Source organism: Pseudomonas sp. HD6422 (assembly GCF_025377065.1).
In the GTDB taxonomy this organism is placed as follows: Bacteria; Pseudomonadota; Gammaproteobacteria; order Pseudomonadales; family Pseudomonadaceae; genus Aquipseudomonas; species Aquipseudomonas putida_U.
In genome coordinates this window covers 125794-143596 of the sequence record NZ_JAHWIW010000003.1, presented here as the reverse complement: position 1 = coordinate 143596, position 17803 = coordinate 125794, and the positions used below count along the sequence as shown (strand labels likewise).

Genomic DNA, 17803 nt, shown 5'->3' with positions numbered 1-17803 from the left:
AAACTCTTTGAGCTTATCCTTGGTGCAGTCAAGGATATAGGAGGTTCTTCATGTCCTTTCAAGTTGAACTCGTAAATGTTCCACCTCTCTGGGTGCAACAAGCTGGTGACGAATTTGAGCACGCTAAAGCGCGCTTCTTATCGCACGAGCACGATGACTGTTCGGAACTGAGGAATGAAAAGGAAGATTCTGACGAATCTCCTTTCTAACTAAACATTCAAATTTCCCTCAAGGGCACTCACACTGCCCTTGGGCATGTCGTGCGCGCTCGAAAAAGGTGAGAGCATGACTGCATATTTTAATCCCGGGTATATTTTCAATCCCGTCTCTGATGACTTGGTTGTAGATCTTTCCCCAACGCAGATACTGAAATCTCAGGTTTGCAATCGTTCACTTGGTTACTACCGAGCTCGCGTTAAGCCTGAGGCGACCCCGTTGAATCTAGTGTTTGGCTCTGCCTTGCACTGGGTTATTGAAGGGTTCATCAAGGGCTATATCAATCGCGACGAAATGGCGAGACACTTCTCTGAAGAGTTTTTCCGTTTGTCTATGTCAGGCCTAATAAGCATGGCAAAGTCTAAGACGCGAGAGGTCAACGAGACTATCGGTAAGCGGTTAGCTGAACAGTTCCCTTCGTTCTACGATAACCTCGGTCTTCGACCAGTTATTATTGAGGGAGCATTTAGGCTAAAGATAGGGCACAACACATATCTAAACCTGGTAATCGACTTTGTCGGTGTTGCGGAAAAGGACATCATTTTTAATGGTGAACTGGTCGCTAAAAAGGGAGATACCGTAATTCTTGATTGGAAAACGGCTGCCACCAAAGAAGGCGCTCTGTTTGCAGGCATTGCTTTGCAACTGACGTATTACTGGGAAGCAGTGAGGTTGGCCTGTGCATCACTTGGGATCAAAGAGCCAGCGGCATGTGGATTCGCCTCCGGGTTGAAGCCTAATATGTCGAAGACCGATTCTGATTCGCTCATGAAAGCCATGTGGCAGCCAGTGCAATGGACTAAAAGGACACGAAGTGATGTCGAGGAGGCATTTGATTATGCTCTAGTGGTTGCAGGTCGTATCAGGCGCGGTGAATTTCATCGTACATCTGGTGCTGCTTACAATTCGCCATGTGACAGTCAGACCCGATGCGACTATGCAGGTTTGTGTTTGGAAGGTTCAAAGCGTGGATACAGAATTCCGGGGGCGCTCACAATTGCGGACCTGGTTTAATAATATTTACCCAATAGGGCAACCAACATTGCCCCATTGGGGAATGCTGCCCTTCGGAGTGACAAATGCGTGAGTCAGTTCTGATGGAGCGGTACGCCCAGCGTGCCATCGATAAACGTCGCAAAGATGAAGACGCCAACCGTAAGATCGGATCGTTTCTGCTGATCCAATATCATGCGCAAGGCGAGTACCTCTGCGAGGCGCTGAAGAAGATGAGCCAGATGGAGCGTCAGATTTATATTTCCAAACACACTGAACTGATCGAAAGCTCAGACGGCGCTGAGGGAATTAATGTGGTTTGGTGCCCTAACTCCCAGGTGCTCACTCACAGGCTTCTTACAGCAGAGATGCGTAAGGAACATGAGGGTAGGCACTATTTGGGTTCTTGGGTTCGTAGGGTTGGCCCACATCAGCGTGAAGCGCTTCGAGCACAACTGCGTCAAAGGCTTGAAGTGAGGGTTGCCCAGCGTCAGCATCAAAAAAATCAACTCGTAATGGACTTTAATCAAGTTCAGGCGAGTTAAGGAAGTTCCATCAGTCGATGGGCTAAATCCAGCCCTCGGGCCGGAAGTAAATACTTCCGGCGGGACGCCCCGGGAGTGTTCATCTAACACGCGACGGCGTCACTGGAGGTAATGATGAATTACATCAAAAACCTGATGCTGGCGATCGTGTCAGCAATCATGGGTACAGTATCTGCCTCCTTATTTGATGGGTGGACTCCTCAGGAACAGAAGGTTGTTTTCTTTGTTTCAGTGCTGATGGTCGCAGTAATGCTGACCAAGTCTTCACCAGCGTCCAATAGGAAGAGCAGAAAAAAGAAACTGCAGCAGAGAAGAGCGCGAAAGCGTAAAGCTCAACGCGGCAGAAAAAGGAAGGTTCGTGGGCCTTAGATAGTTGTTGCGGGTAAGACCTCAACCTCTATCAACTAAAGGACTCCACTATGTCATTCACAGCTATCATGGCGATACTATTTTTGGCCTTCTTGGTCTGGTTACGTTGCGATTACTGCGAAAGGAACGGCAAAAGCTTCATGCCACCGTTCAGACACACCCCCCCCTCTTAATTGAGGGAGCTGCAAGGATACACCTCCCAAAGGGCCTAACTCTCCCTTTGGGGTTGTTAGGTTTTGGGAGGGTCGCGGCACTCTATAAAAACAAAATCTAATAATAAAATGGTGATCATTATGTCAAAATTTATCTGCAACATGCTTAATATCCGTAATTCAGTTACCTCAACAGTTTTCAGCTTGAAGAGGAAGCTGATGGGGCCAGTTGATCGTCTTCGCCTTGTTTTGGTCTTTGTGTTTTTTGCTTCGACTATTACCTCGGAGAGACCTATGAAGCATTGGCTTGTAAAACCGACCTACGTGGCGGTGCTGCTTGCCAAATATGCTAAATGGGTGATTTCTGGTTTTTCGCTTTATGTCTACTTCTTCCATGGCATCCAGTCACCTTTGTGGCTGACCGCTGCCGGTGTTGTTACTGGTGAAGTACTTTCAGTTGCCATTGCTGCGGCTGAAATGGAGATGAAGCATTACGGTTACCTAAACAGCTAACGCTGTCAGGTCGTTTAAACGGCCGGTACAGCATTGCTGTTGCCGGGCGTCGGCAAATCCACGCCCGGTCTGCAGACGGGCGTTTTTTTCTCTATCTCCCGTCTGCAGCGGGTAGGAGCGCTTTGCAATGAACACTAAAAACTTCCGCGGCGACGTTGTACTCTTCGTCGCGCTCGCGAATGACCTGATAACACCCTGGGAAGCCGGCCGCTTGGCCGCGCTGCAACAGGGGGCGTTATCAGATAATCCCTTTAAATCAGATACTCGTGACCATGATGAATGGGCGCGGGGGTTTGATCAGGGTGTGAAGGATGGTTCTCTGGCTGCTGAGGCTGAAGTGGACGGTTCGGTGGAAACACCTTACCCGTTGATGGACGCTAAATGTCTGCCAGCACCGTCGTTCTGGGCTCAGGTCAACCGGCTTCAGCAGAGCTCTGGTCTCCAGAGCTGCATGCTGGCATCTCGTGTAGGGATGTCAGAGGAACAGCTGAAAGCTGGAATGGTCAGCCATCACTTTTGGGATGCCGATGGTATTCCTCTTGGGATCCGTGTCGCGAGCTAAATTCAGAGAACTTTGCCTTAGGGCTGGACTAACCATCCGGCCCCGGCCGGATGCTATTCAATTCGACCGGACACCACTTTCTGGTGAGTGTCGCTACAGACAGGGTGCTCAAAAATGTGGTTGATCAAAGTTTGGGATGGGTATTCGACAAATTGGTATCACAGTCGTGGTACTTACGACGAGGTAACCCGTAGCCTACGAAATTCACCACCAGGTTATATCTGGTCTGCTCAACCAGCCTGAGCCTCAGGTTGTGAGCACGCTTGCATTGCGTCAGGAATTCAACTTCCGGCGCATGCCGGCGAGGAACCAATATGTCTATGACAGCCGAATGGATGCCAGGCTTTACTGGCGTCGCTACTGAAACATTGCTGAATGTACGACGCGCCTCAAGTGGATGCCGGATCTCCAAGTCGGAGTTTCAGGAGTATCTATACGAGGTTGGTATGTATACCAGCATTCAGCTCAGCCGGAATGGGAACGTTCTGACTGTACAGCTGAAATGGTTAGGTGAGTTGCACTCTTACGATCTCACTGAGATCGAAGATGGCTTCTACACATGCCCGGTTCAACTGGGTGTGGGTACACACTTGATTCTTCTGTAATTCGGATGCCCCTTTGTGGGCATCCTTTCTCCTAGTGATCTGGACCAAACCTCCAGCTCACGCTGGGTGTTTGCTCGAGTTCATTGCTCGAAATTCACCCGGCTCCGGCCCCGGGTGCTACCTAAAAATTCCCCGTGGTCCGGCGGGAGAGAGGCTTTATCATGACTAACGTAATCAATGCTGAAACCACCAACGCTGCTGCACGTACCGTTGCTGAAATCGAAGCTCTGCACCTCCAGGGATTGGCCTCGCAAAAGGTCGAGACCGTAATGGCGCATGAGCTTTTTGGTTTCTCTGAGGAGCTTAAAGGAGTAGGCATGCTGCCTATCTTCGTAGGCGACCATCCGCTGGTACCTAAGGCAAATGACGCTCACGTGTTCAACAAGAGTCTGGTTCGCCGGATTCTGCTGAGCATGAAAGGCGGCGATACCAGCTACATGCTGGTAGGTGATAAGGGGACGGGCAAAACCTCCCTGATTACTCAGCTTCATAATCGTCTGAACAAGCCAATGATTAACATCACTGGCAGTACCGGTGTAGACGACACCCATTTGCTTGGTTGCAAGACCATCAAAAATGGTGACGTCCAAGAAGTTGATGGGGTTCTGAGCTATGCCTACCGGCACGGACTGACCTGCAACATCGACGAAATCTGCACACTGCGTCCAGGTGTACTTGTTGGTATCAACGACATCCTCCAGGGTGACAGCGTTATCAACCTGAAACACCACGGTATTGATCCAAACCTCAACCCTCGAGAACTTCTCAATGTTGATGGAGGGATGACTATCGTAAAGCACCCGATGTTCCGGTTGTTCGCAACTGACAACACCGGTGGTAAGCAGCAGCGTGACGCCCGGTTCTCCGGGGTAAACGCACAGAACTCTGCTGTTCGCAGTCGTTTCACTAGCTTCAAGGTGGGTTTCATGACGCCTGAGGAGGAAATGAAAGCTCTGAAAGGAGTTGCAGATGCCTACGCCGTAAAACGTAAGGTCACCAAAATGGATGACCTTTTCATTCAGCAACTCGTTGAGTTCGCATTCCGGTTCCGGAAAGCGTTCGCCATGGAAGAAGCCTGTGACAATATCTCGTTCCGCGAGATTCAGCGCTGGGCTTACAAGTGGATGATGTACAGCGACGCTGATGACTCCTTTGTTGATGCTATCTTCACCAACCTGGAGGAGACTGACCGAGTGCTGGCTATCGAGCTGTTTAAGTCAACGTTCGGCCGCGATCTCATTCTGCCGGAAGAGCATGCTTATTCGGTATGTGATGTCGCTGATAAGTTCATCCAGAACAATGTTGATGCTGCAAAGGCTGTTGCGGCTAACGCTGCTTAATCTGGAGGGGTTCTCTATGTTTTACGTCGTGAACACCAAAGGAAGCTTCCTTTCTGGTTATCTCCAGCAAGGGAAGCGTGAAAGCATCATGTACGAGGGGCAGTTGATTCAAGGCGAACCTAAGATTACCAAGCGTTTGGAGTATGCAAATCGCACAACTCACGAAGCTTGGGAAAGCATGTGTCAGATGATTTCGGAAGCGCGAGCTGATGGTTATCGAGACATGCCGATCGATGCTAGCAAATTGCAGGTGCCCGCCGATCTGTACCAAGAGGAGTTTCCATTGGCGCTGAGGGGGGTATATGCACATGTCCGGTCGATGACTTCTGAGCAATTCTCATCTGGGCTCGCCCGGGTGAGGGCAATTCATGAAGCCATTTCCCATGCTGGTGTTGAGGTGATTTCAGGTGACGATGACAGATATGTGGAGTTGCGCCTCGGTGCAGCTGTCACGAGTTTCGGTTTCGTGCCTGAGCGGTTGTGGGAGACCATGACTACGAAGGCAAAGGAGCTTTGTGACGCGCGAGGTATGTTAGGTGACAACCTGCTTCTACCTGACGGAAGAGGCCTGTTTCACCTGCGTACACGCGAGTCATCACTTGATCTTTATGTCCGTGCATTTTTGCAGGGAGCCATGAAGGCCGGCGCTGTGATCGAGCTTAGATCTGATCACTCGTGGAGCTTCAATCAAGCAACTCCTTTTAACGCTACTGATGTGCAAGATCTTCAGTGGCACCTAGAGACACCAGGGCTGCTTAGCAGCATTCTCAAGCTTGAACAAACGATCCCAGTACAGGTGACGGAAGTCATTACTGCGCTGGATTTCTACTGTTAATTGCGGCCCCGTCATGGGGCCGCCCCTCTTCAGTGAACTGGACCAAAAACCCAGCTCACGCCGGGTTTTTGCTCGAGCTTACTGAGCTCGTATAACCCGGCACCGTGCCCGGGTTCTTTTCAATTTTCCCTGTGCACGGCAGGTGAGAGGCATACAAAAATGAACGCACTGAAAAATGCTTTTGCACACATCGACGCTGCTCTGGACAAGTTCTGGATCGGTTTCGTTTTGCTTAGCTATCACGAAGCGCAAGCTGCTCGTTTCAGCCGTATGGCTGAGCGGTTGGCCACTGCAGCTGTAGAGCATCCGCGGGTGAGCCATCAGGCTCAGCGTCACCGCCTGGAGGCTGATCTACTGCAAGGTAAGATTTGACTGTAACCGTGGCTGTCTGAAAGGACAGCCTCTTGCTCTGAGAGCTGGAACAAACATCCAGCTCACGCTGGGTGTTTGTCGAGTTCTCCGAACTCAACCACACCCGGCTCCGGCCCCGGGTGTTTAATCATTTAGCCCCGAGGTCCGGCGGGTGCGAGGCAATACCATGAAACTGTTCAAGTCCGTTGCGCAAGCTGTCTCGAAATTCGTGATGGTTCAGTATCACCGCCGCATGGCGTCGGCGTACCGCAAATTTGCTGCTCATTACGCAGATGTAGTCATTCACACGCAACACCGTGTTCCCTCCGCTTCGCTTGCGAAGATGCGGGTAGTTGCGGGTGCGCACGATCAGAAAGCGAAAGCAATCCACATCGGAGAATGACCATGACTGCATTGATGAGCTTCAGTAAAAACGCGATCACACAAGGCTGGATCTCGTTCTTTCGCGTGCTCGCGTCGAACACAGGCATTCAGTTCGTTTTTGGCTCAAATGAGCAGCCTAGAACGGACGGGAAGCGTGTCTACCTTCCGAGCCTCCCAGTCACATTGACGATGGATGATCTCGACCTCATCAAAGCCTTTGGTTTTCATGAAGTTGGACACATCCAATTCTCTGATGTTGTGTTCTTTCAGGCGTTTGCAGCGAAGCATGGTGATTTTGCACGCTTCCTGCTCAACGCCCTGGACGACGTATACATGGAGTACAAACAGGCAGGAGCGACGCGAGAGGCTGAGATTTATTTCCGGCGTAAGGCGTCAATCCTGTTCAAGCGCGAGCAGTTCCGTGACGGTAGCGAATCAGTTGCTGAAGCGGTTGCCTGCTATGCCCTGTGCTATCTGCGTGTAGATCGGTGGAGTGAGTATCGAGATCCGTTAGCGGTGATCGAGGAAAACTTCAACAAGCACTTCGGTGCACATGCTGATCACGTCCGTGGCAACCTCAACGACATTCTGATCAACGAATTTCCCAACGTGCAATCTACTCAAGATGCCGGCAGCTTGACGCTGCGGATCATCGCGATGCTGAAAGCGCTAGGGGAGGAAGAAGAGAAGAAAGAAGAGGCCAAGCAGGATGATCCTCAAGGTAATGGGCAACCATCGCCGGCCGGTGATTCTGGCTCGGGTCAAGACGCCTCGAGTGCTGAGTCTAATTCGGGTAATCCGGATGGACAGCAGCAAGGCGCAGGGCAGGGTAGTAGTGCAGACAACGCGCAAGGTGATTCAAAACCCCAAGCTGGAGATGCAACGGGAAATGAAGGACGTGAGGGTGAGTCGCAGCCGAATGGCGGCGATAAGACTGACGGCCAGAGTGGACCAGGCGGATCGAAGTCTGCGGGTGGCGATGATGCCGGCGCTGGTGACGCAGCAAGCGCACAACAAGGTACTGCTGAGGGTGGCAAGGATGGTCAAGCCGGCGCTTCAGAAGCGGCTAATGGCCGTTCTTTGAAGGAGATCGTTGACGAGATCCTCAATGCCACTGGACTCGGAGACAAAGAGGTGTTTGACGGCGGTGAGTCTGTCAGTACCGTTTCCAAGTCTGTTAAGAGCGGTACAAACCCTGATTACGAAGGCAAATCGCTGGCCCCGGATTGCGTCATTGACGGAAAGCTGGACCAGCAGCCTGGCAAAGCTGGCAAAGGCTTTGGCGGTGGTGCGGGCCACAAGGAAAAGGTCGACGGGATGAGTATTTGCCCGGTAGACGTCCCTGAAGCTCGTGAGATGGAGAAGCGCTTGGGCCGGAAGGCTCAGGTGTTGGCAAGCAAGCTGCAAGGCTTGCTTATGCAGCAGGAAGAAGCGGAGTCGTTTACGACTACCCGCGGACAACTGGGGCAGAACCATCTCTACCGACTTGGCTTGGGCGATGTGCGTGTTTTCACTCAAAGTGAAGAGGTAGAGCGACCGACCACTGCTGTTTCTGTTGTTGTTGACCTGTCCAGTTCCACTCAGGACGAGGCCGACAAGAAATTCGCAAAAGGTGAGAAGGTTCAGTTCGAGGCTGCTATGGCCCCGAGCACCCTTCGCTCTATCTTGGAATCTGTGGTGCTTCTCGAAAAGGTCTTCGACCAGATTGGTTGCCCACGTGAGGTTCTCGGATTTGCGCCTAAAAGCGGTGAGCTGATGTCCATGGTTCGCTGCTTTGGCGATAACACGCAAACTGCAATTAACCGTATTGGCGGCCTCCGGAAAATGGCCGGTGGCGGACATACCCCTATTGGAGAGGCTGTATTCCATGCTGGGCGCAGACTGCTGACTCATGAAGCTAATCGGAAAGTGATGTTCGTACTTACCGATGGTGCTCCTGGGAATGTCGAGAAGGCGGTTGAGATGACGCGCTTCTGCGAAAGCGGAGGCATACGTGTGGTGTATTTGGTAATTGGTGAGAAGGTCAGAACTGACTGGCTTACCACTGCTGGTATTCCATTTGCAGTTGCTAAATCCTGCTCTGAGGTAACACCTGCTTTGTTGGCTGAAGCCAAAACGCTGTTGATGTAACGAGTCACTACCCACCTGGGTATTCCGAGGTTTCCACCTCAGAACGCCCGGGTAGCACCGGGCGTTTTCACTAATCCCCCTGCTAGGGTGCGAGGATGTTATGTCTGGCCTTATCAATTACGACTACCTTGAGGTAGCAATCGCGGCTTTCAATGATCACGTACTGGAACCTGAGGAAATTTCTCTTGAGACAGTAGAAGGTCATGCTTTCAGTGCCGGTTTCCACGGGTACCCATACAAAGCACCTGATGTGGTCAAAACCACCCCAGTCCTTCTGAAAGGTTGGAATGAGGGTTGGAAGGCTGCGTACGAGCGCGATCGCGAATCTGAAGCAGCAAAACGTGCTGCGGCGAAAGCCGCGGAGTGATGCTGCTGGCTCTACGGAGCCGTATCTCAACCAAGAGGGCCAGATGGCCGTCTTTGCTGGGTGTTTTTCGAGACATCGTTTCTCGATTCCACCTGGCCCCGTGACCAGGTGTTGCTTTTCTAATGCCCCGACACGGCGGGTGCGAGATAAATCATGAATCTGATTGATCGCGCTATTAGCGCATTTACGAACAAAGTTCCTGCTCCCGGTTCGCAAGCTGAAAAGTCTGCAATCGATGCAGCGTGCACTGTAGGCTTCAACGCTCTTCCGGGTGATGAAATGCCGGCTCAGTTTGAAGGTATTCCACTCCTCACAGAGTGGTACTCGATCGGGCTGCGTGCACAGTTGGCGTCTGTCATACCGCAAGACCAGGCTTAACCAGCATCTGCTGGTAAGTCTTCGGGGCCCTTCGGGGCCTCATCTCCTCCTAGTGAGTTGGATCAAATATCCGGCTCACGCCGGGTGTTTGCTCGAGTTCACTGCTCGATACACACCCGGCTCCGGCCCCGGGTGTTAATTAAATTTGCCCCGTGGTCCGGCGGGTGCGAGAGAAATACCATGACTGATGCAAACGTAAATAACTCTGTTCAAGTTGTTGCTCAAACTGCTGAAACCGAAGTTGCTGTGCTCAACCATCAAATCAAATGCATTTCTGAAGATCGTCAGATCGACATGAAAGACATCGATGTGGTTGTTGGGGAACTTTCGCCTCAAGCGCGTAAGCTGCTGTGCGAGAAAATCTTTCCTAAGGATTTCCTCCGTCCATATCACCGCATCCGCGAACAGGCGGAAGAAGTGCTGGATAAGCTCGGTTCCATCAAAACAGATCTTGGCGGTGTTAACACCATCGCCTCGGCTGTCGAGAAAACTGAAGAGCTTGATGCCCTTGAGCAGAAGTGGAATGAGTTGAAGAATAAGGACAAGGATCGCTACACCAAAATGTGCCAGGAACACCTGGTTGCGCTTGGTGCAAAGGCGATCAAGGAAGGCGCTGATCAAAAGACTGTTGCGAAGCTCACATCAGCGTTGGTTAAGCGTCAGCCGACTTGGGAAGAAGTAGAAAGAAACATCACCTTTGCGTATAGCGTTCACATCATCCAGCTGGATGATCAGAACTTTAACGCAAAACTCTACAAGGCCCAGCGCGACAGCGTAGTGGCACTTCGTGAAGGCGTGATGGGTGCATGCGTTCAGCACATCTGTTCTGAAGCGCTTGCCATCTGGAAGTTGATTGACAGTAAGGATCGGACCACTAGCACTGGTCAGATCAAATTGAACCCGCGCACGGTTCGCCGTGCTCGAGCGATGACTGAAAAGCTGGCTCCGCTGGCCTTCATTCACCCGTTGATTCAGCCGCTTAGCGAAATCCTGAAAGGGATTTTGGACAAGCTGCCAGAGTCGGGTCATATGAGTTCTGGTGAGTTTTCGAACTTTGAGAATTGCCTGCTTGCTCTGAAGGACCAACGCAAAGTCGTTGACCACCTGAAGAATGGCACTCTCCTGGTCTCGGTTACTGCCCAGCCTCAGGCTGCCCTCAGCAGTGCTTCGGCACCGCAGGGTGTAGCTGCAAACACTACTGCTCAAGGCAATGTAGCCCAACAGCAAACTGCACCTACCGCCCCCGCGGTTGTGTCGACATCGGCTGAAGTCGCTACGGCGGCAACACCGGTTGAAGAAGCTACGACTCCGGTCGTGGTTGCAGAAGCAGTTGCGGTGAAGCAGGAGGAATCGGTCCCGGCCGTTGACTCAAGCGTACCCGCCCAGGACGTCGGTAGCACCGGCGCTCTCGACTTCTACATGTAACTTCTAACCTTCCCACCCTGACGGGCCACCACAGCCCGTTAGGGGAGTGGTGCGCCCAATCGGAGCGCGCTATGCAAACTGATTTGTTCGGCGAAGTAATTCGCACACCATCTGTTAGAACTCGGCAAGAGCGGAAGAAACCCAGCAGTAAGCTGGTTTTTGATCGCAAGGCCTTGTGGTCGACCTCTGGATATCTGCCCGGTGCTGTTCAGGTTGATAAGGAGGATATGGCGGAAGCCATGTCTACCAGTGATACCCGTTCAGATAACGCAACCATCGAACGTTTGGAGAAAGCCTTAGGGCTAGCCCCTCTCGTCGTAAATGGGCAATGGGTTAGCAACACGTTCGGATTTGAGTATCGACGTGTTGGTAAACCATTCAAAGGAGCTAGACGTTTTGGGGAGAAGGGCGAACTTTTCCGGGACTTGAATAGGCAAATGACGCTGACCTCTGCGAGGGCTGCTATCGAACCGCTTTTTCACGATCCTTGTTCCTGGTTGGTAATGAACTCAATCAGCGTCCTTGACGTGCGATTGAGAATGATGGATGCCGACGAGGATCACCAGTACTGCCTCAAAGCGTTCCTGCAGGTTCTTGCACAGCATGATTTCATCGACAACACCCGTACGGGGGAGACCATCCGGTCACTCACCAAGCGGGATCAGATGCGTGAAAAGCGTGCTGCTAAGAGGGCTGAAATGGGACTCCCACCGATTGAGACCATGCCGAAAGCAGTCAAGGTTGTTGCGCCTGAAATGGCAGCAGCTCCCCCGATTGTTGAGGTTAGTGTTCCACCGGTGGTTGACGACGTGCCAGTGCAGGAGATGGTCGAAGACGACTTCGTACCAGAACCTGAACTGAATGCAGACCTTGCTGAGTTTGACGACGAAAGCGAGGAGGTCGTTGCCAAAAGAGGCGGTAGAAGAAAACCGATTTCCAAGGCCCTGATGGACGCCTTCGAAAGCGATGACTACCTCTACGACGACTATTACTAACGGATGTTCGAGGGGCGCAGCCGGCGACCCCTCCGATAATTCTTTAGCCACCTGAAGGTGAGCGAGCTGAGGTCCGGCCCTCAGAGGAGAAAACCATGAAAGCAAATATCAAAACCCAGCTGATCCCAATGATCGACACCGTAGTCATAGCTGCAGCAAAGCTGTTGTGGAAGGTTATGAAGGTCTTCGACCCTCGGCCCATCCAGGAGCACTATGCCGCCCGCATGCCTGCATCGAGCGTTGCCATCAGCAAGTGTTTTTCCCTAAATGCAAGTGACTCTGAGCTGAATATCGCTCGGATTGCGAACATGCACATCGGTAGCAGCACTGGGCGTGGACGGAAGGGTTTGGTTGGCCGTAAAGGCTTGATCAAAATCTTCAATGCAGAGAACGGTAAGTTCCTGATGATCCGTGCCCAGGGTGTTCCTACACGACCTGGTGAAAAACAGATCCCTCGAGACGGAATCTCGCTGAACTACGATGCGAAAAAAGCTCTGGGGATCCCCAAAAACCAAGAAGTAGACCTCCAGCTTCACATTGGCCCTGCCAACGTGGGGGACCAGGAGTTCTATCACATGTATCAAGATCCCGATCAGTCGAGCCGCACCGCGCGTGCCCTCGGCTGGTATCTTGCAATCGGGGGCTTTGTCTATGGAGTGCTTCAGCTGGCCCTGGGCTGTGTTGAGGCTTTCATTGCAGTGATGTTCTAGCTGATTGGTGATACCCCCTCTTCCGTTTGACGGAAGGGGCGGGTGCCACCTCCAACCACCTTCTCATCGAGGGTGATTGGAGGTGGCACCCGCCCCCGGAAGTCAGACAGAGAGGTGTCACGATGTTCACTCACGCTATCGAGCAGTCCCCCCAGTTTGTCGCAGACCAAGGCTTATCGTTCGAAAGCCATTTCCGCTACGGAGCTCAGTGCATTCTTGCCCGCCCGGATGCCCCCAAACTCTATTTTCCCGAGTCAATGCCGCTTGAATTCGTTCGCGATACCATTGAGGCTTGGAATGTGGAGTTGAGGGGGTACTACCCAGGCACAGGCTATTACGCATTCAGTCAGGAGGAGGAGATGGCAAATCCTGGGTACCACGTGTTGGTGCTCTTTGCGGACGGATGCTTCTGCGATCCATTCATGGGCAACGTCGCGAATGAGTGTTTGCCGCCGAGTTTGGGCGGTACGATGCGTCAGCATTTCAGCAAGCGAGGCTAATTCCTTGATTGCCTCTCGCTGTCGCACACTCATCCGGCGTGCGTGTACCTGGACACGCGCTGAGGGCCGAGCTATCGGCCCTCATGATCCCTTTGAATTTGCCTACCCCATTTTGACTAGCGATGTGTGGATGCCCCCGGCAGCATAGGAGGCTGTATTCCTTAACGCATAGCTAGCCAATGTCTAACAGAGAATTCTTCAAGTCGATGTGGTCATCATCCCCTACAGATCGCGGGCTTGATCTCGACCACTTCACCTTTTCGCTCGGGTACATGCGCGACTGGGTAACAGCCAATCTCTTCGATTGGATTGTCGACTATTCCTACTTTCTGATTTACCTGTCTTTCGCTCTCTCCATCACTCTGATCTTCAGACGGACACTGAACGCCAAAAGCGGACTCGGTGCGCTTCTTGCCGTCCTCCTTTTACTGCGTCAGGGTGAAAACTACTCGATCGCACATCTGATTTTTGGGCCGACTGTGAATCCCCAATACCTAAATGTGGTCCTGGCTGCGGTCGCCCTGGTAGGCCTCGGGATTACGGTAGCGGTGAAGCGCTGGCGAACCATAGACCGCATCATGGTCTTTGGAGCTCAGGGTGCCGTCATACTCACAGCCTTGTTGTTTCACATGCTGCTGGTGCAGACCATTCTGCCAGGATGGAACTTCAGTATTGCATGGGGGAACAGTGCTGCTGTTGCCCCGCCGGAGGAGATGGCCAAGGTCTGTCGCGAAAACCGCTTGGTCTGCTGGCAGGGGGATGAGTTTGATCCCAGTGCATTCAATCCCTATATCCGGGACCAGGTGCGTGCGCGAATGGAGATGCTTCGCGCGGAACCAATCGCTGAGCTCGGGACCACATTCGGCTCAGACAATGACCTAGTCTCAAATGGGACGATGGCGGTCCTGGTCTACAAGCGGAATGATCACTATTGGGTGATCGGCGACAGCCGTTATGGTGTACGGGCACATACCGTTATCCTACGGTCGTTCTACATCCTTTGCGCCGTTGCGCATTCTGTTTGGCTCTTCGGTGCGATGGGCTTGATCTGGTTCCATAAACGTCGCTTCACCAGGAGAAAGGCGATTGCTGATTGACTTCGAGTCTGTTCACCAACGGTACCTTCAAGGGTCTATGTCCGAGCGTGGGTGGCGGTATGAACCGGTAAGTCCTGGTAAGCCACGGGCCGGCAAGCACTTGAGCACCTACCAGATCTTTAGTAACGCCGGTCTCGGGGTTGCCCTCTACCTTCGCAATGACTACGAAGGTGAAACGGCTACCAAGGTCCATGTTGGGCTCAAGTTGATCTTCAGCAGGAAGGTGAAAGACACCTACCTGCTCAGCAAAGATACGGGGAAAATCGCACTCACCCTAGATATGGGAGGTGTTCGTGCGTTGTATGCATGGCTCGCCGGCGATACCTCTGAATTCGCATATGAAATCGTGCGGCCAGATGCTCCAAAGAAACAGGTTACCGGCTTCGAATCAGACCTCGCTTTTCCACTGTGCATTCGCGCGAGTGAGTCGGATGCGTTTGACACTGGCCGGTCAATCGCTGTCGGCCTCGCCGATTCCGATATTTTCCATTTGCAGCTTTACTGCCTCGGCTTGGCAAAACTGCTTTACCCCTCGCTCAGCGACACCGCTTTACTCGCTCATCTCAAGCCGAGGGTGAGGGCTAAGCGTCAGGCTTCGGCAAACCAAAATCCGGCACCTCAAAGCCCCGAACCTCTGTACGCCCCTGAGGCGTCGCCTGCGGCACGATCTGCTAGCAAGGGGGCGGCACCCTCATCTGCGCTAGGCATCGATATAGAGCGGTCAAAGAAGGCTGTTTATGCTGTGGGTAAGAACCGTTGGCCACGCAAGGACTTGGCAACCATCGAGCACATCCAGGACGGACCAGCGGAAGCGATGGATCGGATGGTGAGAGCCGGGAACGCAGGTGACTTCACTGAGTGGGATCGGATTTACAGCCTACTGAATCACCAAACCACTTGATTTCGCGTTTTTGGGGCAGTCCATACCCACTATTTGGGTATGACTACTGAAAATCCGAAATTCCCTTTGATCTACCAGCACAACGCGGAGTACGCCCGGGAGATCCACGCAGCCAAGGAGGTGAGCCGGCTTCTGCAGAAGGTCGACTTCCCTGGCGACGACGTTTGGATTGATCTCAGGTTCGATTACTCGCTGTCTGACCATTCCTCCTCCAGCCTCGATGTCATGCTCATCCGCGGGCAACCACATGGCATCGTGAAGCTAAACCTGCAAGGTCTTTACCTAATGCAGGACTTTGAAGTGATGATCCAGCAGGTCATCCCGCATGAGCTTGCGCACGTTCTTCACGGTGTGAAAGCGAAGGCAGGGGGATATGAAATCCAGAAACCACACGACGAAGAGTGGACTGATCTTTTCCTGGGCCTGATTGGCGGTGCTAACCACGACATTGAACCTGCGGCAAAAGTACGCGGTGACTTTGATGATCGGGCCATCCGATTGGCCAAGAGCGGCATCCTCGTAGAGTGTGAGTGCGGCGACGACGAATCGGTCCAGGTGATCTCAGACACAAATGGTAATTCGGCCAAGCTCCGCAACGAGGAGCTCGAGTGCACCGCGTGCAAGTTTCCCTATGTGCGGTTCAAGGGCGACACCATCCCACAGCGCATTGCCGCTGACATGACATTCCTAGAGAAAATCAAATGCATCAAGCTTCAGCATTCGCCCCTTCAGAGGTAGCGCGGGGTGTAGGGCGCGCGACTGGCCTTACCCATTTCGACGAGATTCACATTGGCGTCGATGCGAAAACCGGGGAACCGAAGGTATGGTCATACCCGTCTGTCTCTAACTTCAACATCATTTTCCTGGGCGGCTCAGGTGCGGGTAAAACCCACTCGATTCACCATATGGCCGCGAACGTGTACGTACGCGGCACAACCCTGCATGTGATCGATATCAAGGGTGACTTCGCTCACTCGAACTTTGAAGCGACCGGGTTGGCTCACATGCTCATCCCGGAGGACTTCAATGAGATCAAATTCAACTACTACGCTGATGGATGCTCCCTCAACCCGCTGCAGGTGCCGCGGACGGAGGAGGGTGGCGGTGTTGTTCGGACCATCGAGTACGTCAAAGAGCTCGTAAAAGTATTCAACCCCCAAGCGGGGCAGAAGCAGCTCAATTACCTGATTGCCATCCTCAAAACGGTCTACCTAAAGGCAGGTATCGACCACGATGATCCTGATTCCTGGGCCAAGCCTTCACCGACCCTCATCGATGTCCTCAATGAGATTGACCTCATTTTCAGCGCCCTGACTGGGGGCATGGATACGACCACCGTAGCTGATATTTTCAAGGCGTTCGGCCAGGCGCGAAATCAAGCGGACAAAGACATCCGCAAGATGAAGATGGAAGAGGAGCCCAATGCTGCTATTGAAGAGCGTGTGCAAGAAATCAGAGACACTCTCGAGGTAACGCTCAAGGGGCATGTGTCCAAGCTGATCAACTACACAGCGCTGACGAGTCGGCAGGGCGCTCGAGAGGATTGGGAGCACTGGTCAAAGGAGACGCTCTTCAGCCTCAAAGCGATCATTCAGGGTATGGTCGATAGCCGCTTGTTCACCGGCAACCCTTCGAAGCCCAAGGCTGGCAAAATCAACCGGTATGACCTTACAGCGCTCAGCCCGGCTCACCAGCAGGTCATCATGCGTATCATTGCAAGCCAGGTGTTTGCGATGGGGGTCATGGAGACCAAGCGAAATAATTCCTTCAACCCGAAATTCCCATCTCACATCCTCATTGCGGATGAGGGTAAGCACATCAAGGAGATCTCAGCCTCTCCAATCAGTCCATTCAACAGGATTGGCACAGAAGGGCGGGGATACGGTGTTGGGGTTTGGTGTGGTGTTCAACAGCCTGACCAGGTGACCAAGGACCTGCTCAAGAACTTTGCAACATTCTTCCTGTTGAAGACCCCTGATGCATCCTACCAGGAGATCACGAAGCTCTTCGGTGTGCGTCCTACGCTCCTGAAATCCCTTCAGCCAAGGGAGAACCTTCTCTTCGGCACCGGCGGCGGATACACCCTCGTCAATCACTTCAGGGGTTGAACATGGTCAAGGGCTTTGGCGGCATCGCGCTTGCATTGGTCACTCTGGTTGGCTGCGCTAGCAGCGGGCCAAGTGGTGACCAGGAGGATCAGAGCCAGGTGTCAGGTGCGAACCATGCGGTACAAATGGGCCAGTACGGCCTGGCTGAACAACGGCTTGCTCAGTACGTGTACCGGGACAAGGATGGTGCACTCAAGATCAAGTACTTTGGGATTAGTGGCGACAACAGAAAGCACGCCATTGATACCGTAGTGGCGCTGCTCTGGGAAACCGGTCGGGACGATACGCTTCAGCAGTTTGCTCATGACTACCTTCCTGGCGACGAAT

22 protein-coding genes are annotated in these 17803 nt (G+C 52.7%); 21 read left to right on the top strand and 1 reads right to left on the bottom strand.

All coding sequences use genetic code 11. From position 1 onward, the window contains the following. Window positions 1–50 precede the first annotated feature (50 nt). The 21 genes from KY379_RS02975 (at window position 51) to KY379_RS02875 (ending at window position 17476) form a co-directional block, all read left to right on the top strand. A complete protein-coding gene (locus KY379_RS02975) occupies window positions 51–209 on the top strand; it encodes a hypothetical protein (protein ID WP_158242124.1) in 159 nt (52 codons plus the stop codon). Window positions 210–285: 76 nt separating this feature from the next. Further along, window positions 286–1230 carry a PD-(D/E)XK nuclease family protein gene (locus KY379_RS02970; RefSeq protein ID WP_084851241.1) on the top strand — a complete coding sequence of 315 codons (945 nt, stop codon included), beginning with the start codon at window positions 286–288 and terminating at the stop codon, window positions 1228–1230. Window positions 1231–1295: 65 nt separating this feature from the next. Further along, window positions 1296–1754: a hypothetical protein gene (locus KY379_RS02965; protein WP_084851239.1), complete on the top strand. Its 459-nt coding sequence runs from the start codon at window positions 1296–1298 to the stop codon at window positions 1752–1754. Window positions 1755–1868: 114 nt separating this feature from the next. After that, complete coding sequence (locus KY379_RS02960) at window positions 1869–2123, top strand: hypothetical protein (RefSeq protein WP_084851237.1); 255 nt, start codon at window positions 1869–1871, stop codon at window positions 2121–2123. A 293-nt stretch (window positions 2124–2416) separates the two neighbouring features. Further along, window positions 2417–2788, top strand: a complete 372-nt coding sequence (locus tag KY379_RS02955; RefSeq protein ID WP_102059667.1) for a hypothetical protein — start codon at window positions 2417–2419, stop codon at window positions 2786–2788. A gap of 127 nt (window positions 2789–2915) precedes the next feature. Then, window positions 2916–3350, top strand: a complete 435-nt coding sequence (locus KY379_RS02950; RefSeq protein WP_084851234.1) for a hypothetical protein — start codon at window positions 2916–2918, stop codon at window positions 3348–3350. 766 nt (window positions 3351–4116) lie between these two features. Beyond that, a complete protein-coding gene (locus KY379_RS02945) occupies window positions 4117–5295 on the top strand; it encodes an AAA family ATPase (protein ID WP_172402850.1) in 1179 nt (392 codons plus the stop codon). A 16-nt stretch (window positions 5296–5311) separates the two neighbouring features. Then, window positions 5312–6130: a hypothetical protein gene (locus tag KY379_RS02940; RefSeq protein WP_084851230.1), complete on the top strand. Its 819-nt coding sequence runs from the start codon at window positions 5312–5314 to the stop codon at window positions 6128–6130. A gap of 159 nt (window positions 6131–6289) precedes the next feature. Next, window positions 6290–6502: a hypothetical protein gene (locus KY379_RS02935; protein ID WP_084851228.1), complete on the top strand. Its 213-nt coding sequence runs from the start codon at window positions 6290–6292 to the stop codon at window positions 6500–6502. Window positions 6503–6668: 166 nt separating this feature from the next. Continuing rightward, the gene (locus KY379_RS02930) at window positions 6669–6884 is read left to right on the top strand and encodes a hypothetical protein (RefSeq protein WP_084851226.1); all 216 of its coding nucleotides are present in this window, start codon (window positions 6669–6671) and stop codon (window positions 6882–6884) included. 2 nt (window positions 6885–6886) lie between these two features. Then, window positions 6887–8995: a VWA domain-containing protein gene (locus KY379_RS02925; protein WP_084851224.1), complete on the top strand. Its 2109-nt coding sequence runs from the start codon at window positions 6887–6889 to the stop codon at window positions 8993–8995. 100 nt (window positions 8996–9095) lie between these two features. Then, window positions 9096–9362 (top strand): hypothetical protein, encoded by a 267-nt coding sequence (locus KY379_RS02920; RefSeq protein WP_084851223.1) that lies wholly within the window; start codon window positions 9096–9098, stop codon window positions 9360–9362. Between the two features lie 153 nt (window positions 9363–9515). Beyond that, a complete protein-coding gene (locus KY379_RS02915; RefSeq protein ID WP_139813935.1) occupies window positions 9516–9740 on the top strand; it encodes a hypothetical protein in 225 nt (74 codons plus the stop codon). Window positions 9741–9920: 180 nt separating this feature from the next. Then, window positions 9921–11165, top strand: coding sequence for a DUF3150 domain-containing protein (locus tag KY379_RS02910; protein ID WP_084851221.1), 1245 nt, complete (start codon window positions 9921–9923; stop codon window positions 11163–11165). Between the two features lie 71 nt (window positions 11166–11236). Beyond that, window positions 11237–12160: a hypothetical protein gene (locus KY379_RS02905; protein WP_172402849.1), complete on the top strand. Its 924-nt coding sequence runs from the start codon at window positions 11237–11239 to the stop codon at window positions 12158–12160. A 95-nt stretch (window positions 12161–12255) separates the two neighbouring features. After that, entirely contained in the window at window positions 12256–12870 is a 615-nt protein-coding gene (locus KY379_RS02900; protein WP_084851219.1) for a hypothetical protein, read from the top strand. Window positions 12871–12992: 122 nt separating this feature from the next. Next, window positions 12993–13370 (top strand): hypothetical protein, encoded by a 378-nt coding sequence (locus tag KY379_RS02895; protein WP_084851217.1) that lies wholly within the window; start codon window positions 12993–12995, stop codon window positions 13368–13370. A gap of 179 nt (window positions 13371–13549) precedes the next feature. Next, window positions 13550–14467 (top strand): hypothetical protein, encoded by a 918-nt coding sequence (locus tag KY379_RS02890; protein ID WP_181727137.1) that lies wholly within the window; start codon window positions 13550–13552, stop codon window positions 14465–14467. Between the two features lie 100 nt (window positions 14468–14567). Beyond that, window positions 14568–15368: a hypothetical protein gene (locus tag KY379_RS02885; RefSeq protein ID WP_139813934.1), complete on the top strand. Its 801-nt coding sequence runs from the start codon at window positions 14568–14570 to the stop codon at window positions 15366–15368. 39 nt (window positions 15369–15407) lie between these two features. Next, window positions 15408–16106 carry a hypothetical protein gene (locus KY379_RS02880; RefSeq protein WP_084851212.1) on the top strand — a complete coding sequence of 233 codons (699 nt, stop codon included), beginning with the start codon at window positions 15408–15410 and terminating at the stop codon, window positions 16104–16106. Beyond that, window positions 16070–17476 carry a type IV secretion system DNA-binding domain-containing protein gene (locus tag KY379_RS02875; protein ID WP_224372681.1) on the top strand — a complete coding sequence of 469 codons (1407 nt, stop codon included), beginning with the start codon at window positions 16070–16072 and terminating at the stop codon, window positions 17474–17476. Before KY379_RS02880 ends, KY379_RS02875 begins: the two co-directional genes overlap by 37 nt. 101 nt (window positions 17477–17577) lie before the next feature. On the opposite strand, the gene KY379_RS02870 is transcribed toward KY379_RS02875, so the two are convergent. Next, on the bottom strand, window positions 17578–17781 hold the full coding sequence (locus KY379_RS02870; protein WP_158242122.1) for a hypothetical protein: 204 nt from the start codon (window positions 17779–17781) through the stop codon (window positions 17578–17580). Between the last annotated feature and the right edge of the window lie 22 nt (window positions 17782–17803).